Source organism: Variovorax sp. 770b2 (genome assembly GCF_900115685.1).
Lineage (GTDB): Bacteria > Pseudomonadota > Gammaproteobacteria > Burkholderiales > Burkholderiaceae_C > Variovorax.
Map to the genome: position 1 here is coordinate 1,609,601 of NZ_FOXJ01000001.1, position 11,663 is coordinate 1,621,263.

9 protein-coding genes are annotated in these 11,663 nt (G+C 67.8%); 2 read left to right on the forward strand and 7 right to left on the reverse strand.

The window, feature by feature from the left end; all coding sequences use genetic code 11:
* The first annotated feature begins 15 nt into the window (after nucleotides 1–15).
* On the forward strand, nucleotides 16–1,698 hold the full coding sequence (locus tag BM133_RS07355; RefSeq protein WP_093432662.1) for a type I secretion system permease/ATPase: 1,683 nt from the start codon (nucleotides 16–18) through the stop codon (nucleotides 1,696–1,698).
* A gap of 44 nt (nucleotides 1,699–1,742) precedes the next feature.
* Nucleotides 1,743–3,086, forward strand: a complete 1,344-nt coding sequence (locus BM133_RS07360; RefSeq protein WP_177224742.1) for an HlyD family type I secretion periplasmic adaptor subunit — start codon at nucleotides 1,743–1,745, stop codon at nucleotides 3,084–3,086.
* Here BM133_RS07360 and BM133_RS07365 read toward each other — a convergent pair.
* The 7 genes from BM133_RS07365 to BM133_RS07395 all read right to left on the reverse strand — a co-directional run bounded on the left by BM133_RS07365 (nucleotide 3,049) and on the right by BM133_RS07395 (nucleotide 11,550).
* On the reverse strand, nucleotides 3,049–4,491 hold the full coding sequence (locus tag BM133_RS07365) for an ATP-binding protein (RefSeq protein WP_177224743.1): 1,443 nt from the start codon (nucleotides 4,489–4,491) through the stop codon (nucleotides 3,049–3,051). The two genes, BM133_RS07360 and BM133_RS07365, sit on opposite strands and share 38 nt — an antisense overlap.
* Nucleotides 4,492–4,495: 4 nt before the next feature.
* Nucleotides 4,496–5,173, reverse strand: a complete 678-nt coding sequence (locus BM133_RS07370; protein ID WP_093432667.1) for a response regulator transcription factor — start codon at nucleotides 5,171–5,173, stop codon at nucleotides 4,496–4,498.
* 515 nt (nucleotides 5,174–5,688) lie between these two features.
* Complete coding sequence (locus tag BM133_RS07375) at nucleotides 5,689–6,978, reverse strand: cytochrome c (RefSeq protein ID WP_093432668.1); 1,290 nt, start codon at nucleotides 6,976–6,978, stop codon at nucleotides 5,689–5,691.
* Entirely contained in the window at nucleotides 6,975–7,874 is a 900-nt protein-coding gene (locus BM133_RS07380; protein ID WP_093432670.1) for a cytochrome c oxidase assembly protein, read from the reverse strand. Before BM133_RS07380 ends, BM133_RS07375 begins: the two co-directional genes overlap by 4 nt.
* A gap of 81 nt (nucleotides 7,875–7,955) precedes the next feature.
* Nucleotides 7,956–8,570 (reverse strand): cytochrome c oxidase subunit 3, encoded by a 615-nt coding sequence (locus BM133_RS07385; RefSeq protein ID WP_093432671.1) that lies wholly within the window; start codon nucleotides 8,568–8,570, stop codon nucleotides 7,956–7,958.
* Nucleotides 8,567–10,495, reverse strand: coding sequence for a cytochrome c oxidase subunit I (ctaD, locus tag BM133_RS07390; RefSeq protein WP_093432673.1), 1,929 nt, complete (start codon nucleotides 10,493–10,495; stop codon nucleotides 8,567–8,569). The genes BM133_RS07385 and ctaD overlap by 4 nt, the downstream gene beginning before the upstream one ends.
* A complete protein-coding gene (locus BM133_RS07395; RefSeq protein WP_256219084.1) occupies nucleotides 10,492–11,550 on the reverse strand; it encodes a cytochrome c oxidase subunit II in 1,059 nt (352 codons plus the stop codon). Before BM133_RS07395 ends, ctaD begins: the two co-directional genes overlap by 4 nt.
* Nucleotides 11,551–11,663 lie beyond the last annotated feature (113 nt).

The following is an 11,663-nucleotide window of genomic DNA, read 5'->3' on the forward strand; positions in this document are numbered from 1 at the left end:
CGGAGGAGATCCATCATGAAGCCGATCTGGGCCGAGCTGAAGCCGCTGCTGTTCAGCATGGCGCTCTTCTCGTTCGTCATCAACCTGCTGTACCTGGTGCCTGCGCTGTTCATGCTGCAGGTGTTCGACCGCGTGATCCCGACCAACAGCCGCGAGACGCTGTGGGTGTTGCTGGGCGGCGTGGGCACGGCGCTTTTCATCCTGTTCGTGCTCGACTATGTGCGGCTGCGTTTGCAGCACCTCACGGGGCACATCGTGGACGAGCGGCTCTCGCCGCCGGTGGTGCATGCGGTGGTGACCGCTGCCGCGCGCTCCACGCTGAATGCGCGGCCCGATGCGATGCGCGACATCGCCACGCTGCGGGGCCTGTTCTCGGCCAACGGACTGACGGCGCTGATGGACGCGCCGTGGATCGTCGTCTACGTGGCCGTCATCGCCTTCTTTCATCCGGCGCTGGGCCTGGGCGCCGCCGGGGCCGCCGCCGTGATGATCGGCCTGGCCTGGCTCAACGACCGCGTGAACCAGAAGGCGCTGGACGCGGTGCAGCGCGAAACGCGCCAGGCCTCGCGCTACGTCGAAGGGTCGCTGCGCAACGCCGAGGTGCTGCAGGCCATGGGCATGACCGAGCGCTTGCTGGGCCGCTGGCGCAAGCAACAGGACGAGGCCCTCGCGCTGCAGGCGAGCACCAGCCACGCGAGCGTGTCTTTCAGCGCGGCCTCGCGGTTCCTCCGCCAGGGTGTGCAGGTCATGATGATGTCGATCGGCGCCTACCTGGTGCTCACGCAGGCGGCGTCGGCGGGCGTGATGATCGCCACCACCGTGCTGCTCGGCCGCGCCCTGCAGCCGGTGGAGCAGATCGTGGGCAGTTGGCGCGTGCTGAACGAGGCGCGCTCGGCCTACCGCCGCCTGCGCGATCTGTGCGAGCACTTCGGCAAGGACGTGCCGCGCATGTCGCTGCCCCGGCCGGTCGGCCATGTGCGGGTCCACGGCATCTCGTTTCGCCCGCCCGGCTCGGAGAAGCTGGCGCTGTCGGGCGTGTCGTTGAACCTCGTGGCCGGCGAGGCGCTGGCCATCATCGGGCCGAGCGCCGCGGGCAAGTCGACGCTGGCGCGCCTGATGACCGGCATCTGGCAACCGACCATGGGAACGATCCGGCTGGACGGCACCGAGCTCTCGACCTGGTCGCGGCGCGAGCTCGGCCCCTGGATCGGCTACGTGCCGCAGGACGTGGAGCTGTTCGACGGCACCGTGGCCGACAACATCTGCCGGCTGGGCGAGCCGGACGGCGAAGCGGTCATCGCGGCTGCCAAGCGCGCCAATGCCCACGAGATGATCGTGCAGCTGCCGATGGGCTACGACACGCAGATCGGCGACAGCGGCGCGCGACTTTCGCCGGGACAGCGCCAGCGGATCGCGCTCGCTCGGGCCATGTATGGCGACGTGCGGCTGCTGGTGCTCGACGAGCCGAATGCGAGCCTGGACGCCGAGGGCGAGATTGCACTGGCGCGCGCGCTCAGCGGCCTGCGCGCCGAGGGGGTGACGTCGATCGTGGTGACGCATCGCCCCTCGCTGGTGGCGCACGTGGACAAGATCCTCATCCTCGAAGCCGGGCAGGTGAAGCAGTTCGGCCCGGCCAGCGAGGTGATGAAGTCGATGCAGAAGCAGGCGCAGGCAGCGCTCACCGAGCGCGCCGCATGAGGCAAGAGGCAAGAGGCCGCAGCAAGCCAGGAGCACAACAAGCCATGACGCACGCACAGGCACTCCCGTTCGGCAGCACCCGGCCGAAACGCAAGACCACCCAGCAACAGATCAAGGGGCTGGTGCGGCTCGGTATCGGGACCGTGTTCGCCATCGTGATTCCGGTCGCCATGTGGGTCGGGCTCGCACCGCTGGCCATGGCCGTCGTGGCGCCGGCACACGTCAAGGTGGATCTGAACCGCCGGCCGGTGCAGCATCTCGAAGGGGGCATCGTGCGCCAGGTGCTGGTTCGCGACGGGCAGCAGGTCAAGGAAGGGCAGGCGCTGGTGGTTTTTGCCGACGTGGGCATGGACGCCGACCGCAATCGCCTGACCTACCGCCTCGCGGTGGAGCGCACCGCCCTGGAACGCCTGGAAGCCGAACAGCACCGCGCCGAGAAGCTGGTTTTCTCCGAAGCACTCCAGGCCGAAGCCCGCAAGGATCCACGCCTGCAGGACGCGATGGCCAAGGAGTCGTCCCTGTTCGCGGCGCGCCGGCATTCGCTGCAAAGCGAACTGGCGCTCATGCGCATGCTGCGCCAGAAGGTGCAGCAGGAAATCGGCTCGCTGGAGGCACAGGGCGTGAAGGCGCAGGAATCATTGGCGCTTCAGCACCGCGACCTGCAGGCCAATCGCGATCTGGTGCAAGAGGGGTTCGTCTCCAACGCGCGCATCAACCAGATGGAAGCCTCGGTGGCCGACTACACCGCGAAGCTGGAAGAGCGCCGCTCGGAGCTTGCGCGTGGCCACGGGCGCCTGGTCGATGCCGACATCAAGAGCAACTCGATCGCCAATGAATACCAGCGTTCGGCGAGCGACCAGCTCAAGAGCGCGGTCACCCGCGTGAGCGAGATCGAACAAGAGCTGCGCAAGTCGGACGACGCCACGACCCGCCAGGTCGTCCTGGCGCCGGCGGCGGGCGAGATCATCGACCTGAAGTTCACCTCGCCGGGCGCGGTCGTGCGGCCGGGCGAGGCCATCGCGGAGATCGTGCCGAGCAACACCGCGCTGATGATCGAGGCGCAGATCCGTCCGGAAGAAGTCAACAACGTGCTGGTAGGGCAGAGCGCCCGCATCAAGTTCACTGCCTTCAAGTACCGCAACGCCACGATGGTGAGGGGCAAGGTGACGTATGTCTCGGGTGACCGGTTCACGGACAAGACGACGCAGATGCCGTACTACGCCGTTTCCATCCTTGCCGACGCCGAATCGGTCGAGGCCGTGGGCGATCTGAAGATGCAGGCAGGCATGCCGGCCGAGGTGTACATCGAAGGCGGCTTCCAGACGGCGCTTCAGTACTTGCTGGAGCCTATTACTTCCATGTTGCGCCGCGCCGCCCGGCAAATGTGAGCGACCGGCCTTTCGCCGACGTTTCGTCGGTTTCAGGCGCGGTGCCGCACGGCACCGGAAACGCGATTTCCGCGCGCAGGCCTCCCAACGGCGATGCCAGCAGCCGCACCTGCGCATGGTGGGCCAGCGCCACTGCCTGCACGATCGACAAGCCCAGTCCGACGCCATGCGGGTCCACGCGACCCAGGCGGTTGAAGCGCTGGAACGCAGCGGCATGCTGGCTCGCGGGAATGCCCGGGCCGGAATCGTCGAACGTCAACAGGACAGCCTCATCGACGCGGATGCTGCCGACCTCGATGCGGCCGCCAGCGGGCGTGAAGCGTATGGCGTTGTCCAGCAGGTTGTGCATCAGCATGTGCAAGCCGAGTTCCACGGCCGGCAACCGGGCCGCGTCGAAGCGCGTGGCCACCGTCACCCGGCCGTCGGCAGCCACCGGCCCAAGCTCGGACATCACATCCTGGAAGACCGCGTGCAGATCCGCATCGACCGCCACATGCCCCGCGACCGCCAGGCTGTCGACGCGGGCGAGATCGAGCAACTGGTCCAGAAGGTAGCTGGCCTGGTCGATGCCCGACATCAGACCGCGCAGGCAGGACGACAACTCCTGCGGCGATGCGGCCACCGCGGCGGCCAGCTGGGCGTGCGCGCGAAGCCCGGCCAGCGGCGTTCGCATTTCGTGCGCGGCAATGGCCGTGAATTCCCGCTCGCTCGACAACGCCAGCCTGAAGCGGGCGAACAGCCCGTTGATCGAATCGACCATCGGCTTGAGCTCGATCGGCGGATTCACGACTTTCAGCTCCGACAGGTCGAGTGCATGGCGTTCGCGAAGTTGCGAGGCGTAGCCCTCGACGGAGCGAAGCGCCTGTTTCACGAACCACCAGGTGCTCACGAAGATCAGCAGGAGCGGGATTGCCAGAAACGAAAGGAAGTAGCCGGTCGTGATGCCGGCCGCAGCTTCACGGTCGCTCTGGCGCTCGGCGATCTGGATGACCATGCCCGTCCTCTGGGCGGCCTGCGTGTAGGTTCGAACGCTTTCGCCGTCGACCACGGCTTCGCCGAAACCACGTTCTGCAATCGGCTGCGTCGTTCCGTCCTGCCGCGCCTTGTGGCTCTGATGCAGCAGCCGCCCTTCGACGGACCAGATCTTGTAGTGGTAGCGCGCGTCCAGCGAGCTTTCGGTCTGCTTGACGACATCGCTCAGTCCTTCGATGAAACCCTCTTCCTCGATCTCGTGTTCCGCGAATGCAAGCACCGTGCGCGCGAGCGTGACCAGCCGCGCGTCCAGCACGTTCCGGTCGGAGATCTGGTCGGCCCGGTGCATGGCGACGCCGCCCGCCAGCAGCGTCGCGGTGCATACGAAAAACGCGATGGCCGCAACCCGATGACGCAAGGACCACGAAGACACGAGGCTATGCATTCAGCTTCTCGGGACCGAGCTGATAGCCGACGCCGCGCACCGTCAGGATGAGGTTGGGCGAAAACTTGCGCCGCAGATAGTGGATGTGAACCTCGACCGCGTTGCTCTCCACCTCCACGTCGAAGGTGTACAGCGCCTCCTCGAGCTGGCCGCGCGAAAGGACCTGGGTCTTGCGACGGACAAGAATCTCCAGAAGCCAGAATTCCTTGTTGGTCAGGGCGACGACGTCCCCGTGCCAGGTGGCCGTGCGGTGCGACGGATACAGCTTCAGCGGACCATGCTCCGGTTCGATCGAGGAGGGCGCCTTGCCGTTGACCCGGCGCAGCACGGCCCTGACGCGCGAGGCGAGTTCTTCCAGGTCCAGCGGCTTGACCATGTAGTCGTCGGCACCCATGTCGAGCAGCCGCACGCGGTCCTGAATGCCGCAGCGGGCCGTGATCACGATCACCGAAACGGGAATGCCTCGGGTCCGGATGCTCTTGAGCAGCGAATCGCCGGTGACGTCCGGCAAACCGAGATCGAGCAACACGCAGTCGTAGTTGCAGGCCGCCAGCGAAGAAAGAACCTCCTTGCCGCCCCGGCTCCAGTCGACCGCGTAGCCTGCGCGCATGAGGCCCTTGTGCACGGCGCTTCCGAGCAGTTCGTTGTCTTCGACCAGGAGCAGCCGCATGGCACATGCCCGCTCAACGTTGTCCAGCCAGTGCGGCAGAGCGCACGCAGGATGTCCTGGGCGCCTTGAAGGGGAGGGTCGCGAGGCGGCTGGGTACCCCGTTGCGCCAGCGGTGCCGTGTCGTGCAGGAAGACCGGACCGCATCATCGAGGCGCAGCGCCCGGGCCGTGGAGAACCCGCCGAACGGTGAACGGGAAACGACTTTCGAAGTCTTCATCTTGTCTCCTCGGCGCACTGTTTAACCGGTGGGGTCGGTCGGGTCGTAGCCAGATCGTTCAACGGTATCGACCCGCATCAATGTTGCTGCGGATGTACAACCGGCGTATTAATGTAGGGAAAGTCAATTCAAATGGCAATCCAACGTTTGTGGGTTGTCGCCATAGGCTCAAAGCACTAGCGCAGCGATGCGATGTCTCGCCTGGATGCCACGCGCGCTGAATGGCTGGCATGAGGGTGTCTCGCGCCCCGCCCCGGCGCCGCCGCGCCACAGGCCGTGCCCGTCCGCTGAGCGCAGGTCATTTCAGCTTGCTCTTGAGCTTGGTGACATCGTTGGTCGTGACCGGCCGCGCGGTGTTGCCCCACGACTGGCGCACATAGGTGAGTACCTGCGCGATCTGCACATCGGTCAGCGTGTCATCGAACGCCGGCATCATTTGCGGCGCGGGTCCGGTCGCCGTTCGAGGGCCGCGGCCTCCTTGCACCGCAAGGCGGATCAGAGAGGTGGCGTCGTCGCCGAGCACGGAGGCGTTGCCCGCCAGGCGAGGGAAGGTGCCGGCCACGCCCTTGCCGTCCGGCTGATGGCACTGCGCGCAAAAAGACTTGTAGACGCGGGCGCCTACCGATTCGACGTTGCCGGTGCGATCGCCCTGTCGCGGTCCCGGCGCGTCCGGGCGGTCGGGCGAGTAGGCGCCTTCGTTGCGTCGCGCCGGCAAGGACTTCAGGTACTTCGCGACCGCGCGCACGTCGGCCTCGGTGAGGTACTGGATGCTTTGCTCCACCTCCTCGGCCATCGCGCCGAACGCGATGTTTCCATCGGCATGGCCAGTGCGAAGGAAATGCGCGACCGAGGCCGCGTCCGAACGCCCAAGCCCGGCGCCCTGCGTGCCCGTGAGGTTCGTCGCATGCCAGTTGTCGTTGACCATGCCGGTGAGAAAGTGCCGTGCCGATTCGTCGTGGCCGCGCTCCTGGTAGGCCACGCCGCGCGGTGTGTGGCACGAGCCGCAATGGCCGAAGGACTGCACGAGGTAGGCACCGCGGTTCCATTCGGCGTCCTTGCCAGGCTTGTCGACGTAGCGGCCCGACGGCAGGAAGGCGGCCTTCCAGAAGCGCAGCGCCCAACGCTGGTCGAATGGGAACGGAAGCCGGGTCGGCGGCGGAGCGTAGTCGGACGGCGCCACGCCGTGCCTCAGGTAGTCGAACAGCGCCCGCAGGTCTTCGTCGGTGGCCTTGGTGTAGGCGGTGTAGGGCATGGCCGGGTACAGGTGCTTTGGCCCCGGCGCAGTGCCCTCGTGCATGACGCGCCTGAAGTCGTCGAAGCTGTAGCGCCCGATGCCGTGCACCGGATCGGGCGTGATGTTGGTGCTGATGATGGGCCCGAGCGGCGTGGACATCGGCCGTCCACCGGCAAACGGAATGCCGTCGCGCGGCATGGTGTGGCAATTGGCGCATCCGCCGACGCGGGCCAGGTATTCGCCGCGCGCGAGCGAGCCGGTGACAGGTGCGGCACCGGTCTGGGCCCCTGCCGGCAGGGCGAGGAAGCAGCTTGCCAGCGCTGCCATCCAGGGGCGGGTGCGACGCGTCTTCATGGCGCCCCGGGCGACGGCGTGGCACCGGCCGCATTTCGTTCGTCGAGCCAGCGCGCCGCCATGACCAGGGCGCTCACCAGATAGGCGATGCCGCCCGGCACCCACATCACCAGGCCGCCCATCTGCTGGTCCTGCAGCGCGTCGAAGCCCAGCGCCGCCGAGGGCTCGACGTACAGCGGATACCAGAGGCTCGGCGCCAGCGTGAGCAGCGCGCCCAGGGCACCGGTGTGGACCATGGTGGTGAACAGCGACAGCATCGCCGCGCCGCCGGGGTGGCGGAAGATGGTCCACCAGAAGAGCAGCGCGCTGGCCAGGAAACTGGTGTGCTGCAAGGTGTGCACCCACGGGTGCAGCAGCGCGGACTGGAACAGCACCGGCATGTGCCAGAGCCAGAGCGCCGCCGCATGCAACAGCCACGCGCCGGCGGGCGCGGTGATGCCGCGCCAGGCGGTCTTCAGGGGTGGCCAGCGCACGGCGCTGCCGATGGCCATGCGCCAGCGCGGCGGCAACGCCCACATCCACACGCCCAGCGGCCGCCCCAGCACGAGCAGCGGTGCCGCCGCGATCATCAGCAGTTCGTGCTGGACCATGTGCGCCGAGAACAGCGCGGCACCCAGCCCGTCCAGTGGCGAGACCAGGGCCACCCCCAGCAGCGCCCAGCCGCCCAGGAAGGCCGCGGCCTGGCGGTCGCGCTGCACGCGCGCCCTGGCGCGGGAGCGCCATCGAAGCTGGCGGTAGCCGAGCGCGTAGAGCGCCAGGCTCGCGGCCAGCGCGGAGAGCACGAGGGGGTCGAAGCTCCACGACAGCCAGGAAGGCGGCGGTGCCGATGGATCAATCACGTGCGCGCCTGCGATGCCGGGCAACGCCGATACGGCCCACGACATGGCCAGCCGCATCGCGTACGCAACGCAGCGCGGCGAGCCGCGAAGGAGTTGGCGCGAGGGAGCGAAGGCGGGGGCGTGCATCGTCGTCGGGCCTCAAGCCAGCGGCGCCAGGTAGATGACCGCATAGATCGGCAGCCAGCTCCCCACCACGAAGTACCAGTACAGCGCGTTCTCGCTCACATCGACAAAGCGCTTGCCCTCGAAGGGACCGGTGAAAAGCAGCACCGCCAGCACCGCGGTGTCGATGGTGTCCGTGATCAGGTGCGTGGTGTGCAACCCCAGCAGCAGCCAGACCACCGAGCCGTAGGCGTTGACGTGCCAGCTGACATTGAGCGTCGTGAACTCGAGCGCGCGCACGGCCAGGAAGACGACCGCGAAGACGACGCACACCGCCAGCCAGCGCCGCGTGCGCACACGGTCCTGCCGCTCGGCGGCGCGCTTTGCCATCTGGTTGGGCCACAGGCTCAGCAGCAGGATGGCCGTATTGAGCGTGCCCCAGCGCAGTGCCGGCGGCGCCGCGTCGATGGGCCATGCGGAAGCGACGCCGCGCAGGTAGAAATACATCATCACGCCGATCGCGAACACCGTGCCCTCGATCAGCATCAGGCCCATGGTGCTCCACCACATCAGGCTGCCTTGGCCGAAGGCATAGCTCGGCAGTCCGCGCACGTCCACCGCATCGCCCCGGTGTTCGCCGCCGGCCGTCATGGGGATTTCTCCAGGGCCAGTGCCTGCTCGGTCTCCTTCCGGCCCGGCCAGAACCAGCCGATGAGCGCGATCGTGACCGGCAACGCGCCCCATGCGACAGCCCACGGCGTGTACACCGAGCCGATGAACAGCACGGTGGTGGCCAGCGCACTCAGGAAGGGCCAGGCGCTGGGCTTCGGAAACAGCGGACGGCTCTCGGGTTGCGCGGCCAGCGCGCTCGTCACCAGCACCTCCCTGGCATCGGCCGCGAGACCCGCGACGTGCGAGGGCTGCGCCGGCTGCATCCACAGCGGCTCGCGACCATGGACCACCGGCAGCGCATCGAAGTTGTGCGGCGGGGGAGGAGAGGGCGTGCGCCACTCCAGCGTGCCCGCGCCCCACGGGTCGTCGGGCGCGCGGCGCCCGCGACGCAGGCTGGTCGCCACGTTCACGAGGAACACCGCCACGCTCGCCGCGATGGCGAATGCACCCACGGTGGCGGTCATGTTCATGCCGTCCCAGCCGAGCCCGGGCGAATAGCTCCACACGCGCCTGGGCATGCCGTGCAGGCCCAGCAGGTGCATCGGAAAGAAGGCCACGTTGAAGCCGATGAAGAACAGCCAAAAATGCCAACGCCCGAGCGTCTCGCCCAGCATGCGCCCGGTGAATTTGGGAAACCAGTAGTAGATGGCGCCGAACAGCGGAAACACCGCGCCGCCCAGCAGCACATAGTGCAGGTGCGCCACCACGAAGTAGGTGTCGTGCACCTGCAGGTCGAGCGAGACCGAGGCCAGCATCAGCCCCGTCATGCCGCCCGCGACCAGGATGACGAAGAACGCCAGCACGAAGTACAGCGGCGTCTTGAAGTCCAGGCGTCCGGTCCACAGCGTGGCGATCCAGCAGAAGATCTGCACCGCCGACGGCACCGCGATGGCGAGGCTCGCGGCGGTGAAGAAGGCCTTGCCCACTTCGGGCAGGTTGGTGGCGAACATGTGGTGAACCCACAGGCCGAACGCGAGGAACGCGGTGGCCACCAGCGACAGCACCATCGCGCGGTAGCCGAACACCGGGCGCCGCGCGAAGGTCGAGACGATCGTGGAGATGAAGCCCAGCGGCGGAATGAAGATCAGGTACACCTCCGGGTGCCCGAAAAACCAGAACAGGTGCTGCCACAGCAGCACGTCGCCACCGCGCGCCGGGTTGTAGAAATGCGTGCCCACCAGGCGGTCGAGAATCAGCGCCGTGCTGCCCAGCATGACCGACGGCATGGCGAACAGCACCATGAACTGCGTGACCAGCGTCGCCCACACGAACAGCGGCATCCGGCCCAGCGTCATGCCGGGCGCGCGCATCTTGAAGATCGTGGTGATCAGCACGATGGCCACCAGCAGCGCGGACAGTTCGGTGAAGGTGATCATCTGGGCCCAGATGTCCACGCCCTTGCCCGGCGCATAGTCGGACGACGCGAGCGGCACGTCGCTGAACCAGCCCGCGTTCGGACCCGACCCGGCGGCAAAGCCCGCATAGAGAAACGTCCCGCCCATCACGAACACCCAGTAGGCGAACGCGTTCATGCGCGGAAACGCCACGCTGCGCGCACCGATCATCAGCGGCACGAGGTACATCGCCACGGCCTGCATCACCGGCACCGCGAAGAGAAACATCATGGTGGTGCCGTGCATGGTGAACAGCTGGTTGTAGAACTCGGGGCTCACCAGCCGCAGCCCGGGGCGCGCGAGCTGCAGCCGCATCGCCAGCGCAAGGACGCCGCCCAGAAGAAAGAACACGAAGGTCGCGACGATGAAGCGCCGCGCAATGGTCTTGTGGTCGATCGCGCGCAGGCTGCCGAGCCATCCCGGCGGATCGCTCCAGGTGGCGCGCAGGGCTTCGTGCACCTGGGCATCGGCCTGCGGTCCGTCCAGAAGCGGCGGGGCGGTGGCGCTCATCGCAGGCCCTGCAGGTAGGCGACCAGCGCGCGAACCTCGTCCGGCGGCAGCTTGCTCGAGGGCATGGTGCTTCCCGCTTTCAGGGACTGGGGATCGACGATCCAGGCGGCGAGCTTCGCCGGCTCGTTCGCCACCGTCCCTGCCGCCAGCAGCGAGCGGCTTCCCACGTGCGTGAGGTCGGGGCCCAGCGTGCCCATGGCCTCGGTGCCGCGCACGCTGTGGCACTGCGCGCAGTTGGACGAGAGAAACAACTGCCGGCCCCGGATCGCGTCCTGCCCCAACGGCTCGGCCGCCGGCAACTGCTGCCCCGCGCGCCACTGCGCATAGGCCTCGGGCGGATCGGCACTGACGCTGAAAGCCATCAGCGCATGCTGCAGTCCGCAGAACTCCGCGCACTCGCCGCGGTAGGTGCCGGGCTTGTCGGCGCGCAGCAGCAGCTGCGTGCTGCGCCCTGGCAGCATGTCCTTCTTGCCGTGCAGGCTCGGCACCCAGAAGGTGTGGATCACGTCGACGCTCTTGAGCGTCACGATCACCGGCTTGCCGACCGGCACGTGCAGTTCGCTGGACACCGCGAACTCCGGCCCGCCTTGCGCGTCGAGGTAGCGCGCCTCCCACCACCACTGCTGGGCCGTCATCTCGACGTGCAGCGCGTCTGCCGCGGGCAGGCGTGAGAGCGCGCGGTCGGTCCACATGTCCGCGACCAGCAGCGCGACGAGCAGGCCCGCCGAGCCGACGGTGGCCCAGGTGGTCCAGCGCCGCGCGGTGCGCTCCGAGCCGAGTGCGTGCGAGGTCAGCGGCGGGGCACTCGCCGCGGCGCGGGGGGCGCGGACCAAGGCGATGAGAAGTGCTACTAGGATCGCGGCGAAGACACCCATGCAGATCCACAAGGTCAGCTGCCACAGGTCGTGGATGCGGGCGGCCTGCGCGCCGGCTGGGCGCAGTGCACTGTGGGCTACCGGTCCCGAGAGGAATGAAGCGGCTTGCGCCAGCGGGCCGTTCGCCGCATCGGTATTTGAAGCAAGGAACGAGTCGATGAGAAAACGGGCGAGAAACACGTGGGTCTTTCGTCGTGATGCGCTGCTTGTAGCAAGGAGCGAGGCGCTTGCCAATCGGCGGCGCTCGCAAAGCCGTGTCATCGCCAGCCAGGCGGGCGCATGCGCGTACAAGC

What these genes read in the sequence shown, in the direction of transcription:
- BM133_RS07355 (WP_093432662.1), top strand. Translation starts at nt 16, where the DNA reads ATGAAGCCGATCTGGGCCGAGCTGAAGCCGCTGCTGTTCAGCATGGCG.
- BM133_RS07360 (WP_177224742.1), top strand. Translation starts at nt 1,743, where the DNA reads ATGACGCACGCACAGGCACTCCCGTTCGGCAGCACCCGGCCGAAACGC.
- BM133_RS07370 (WP_093432667.1), bottom strand. Translation starts at nt 5,173, where the DNA reads ATGCGGCTGCTCCTGGTCGAAGACAACGAACTGCTCGGAAGCGCCGTG.
- BM133_RS07375 (WP_093432668.1), bottom strand. Translation starts at nt 6,978, where the DNA reads ATGAAGACGCGTCGCACCCGCCCCTGGATGGCAGCGCTGGCAAGCTGC.
- BM133_RS07380 (WP_093432670.1), bottom strand. Translation starts at nt 7,874, where the DNA reads ATGCGGCTGGCCATGTCGTGGGCCGTATCGGCGTTGCCCGGCATCGCA.
- BM133_RS07385 (WP_093432671.1), bottom strand. Translation starts at nt 8,570, where the DNA reads ATGACGGCCGGCGGCGAACACCGGGGCGATGCGGTGGACGTGCGCGGA.
- ctaD (WP_093432673.1), bottom strand. Translation starts at nt 10,495, where the DNA reads ATGAGCGCCACCGCCCCGCCGCTTCTGGACGGACCGCAGGCCGATGCC.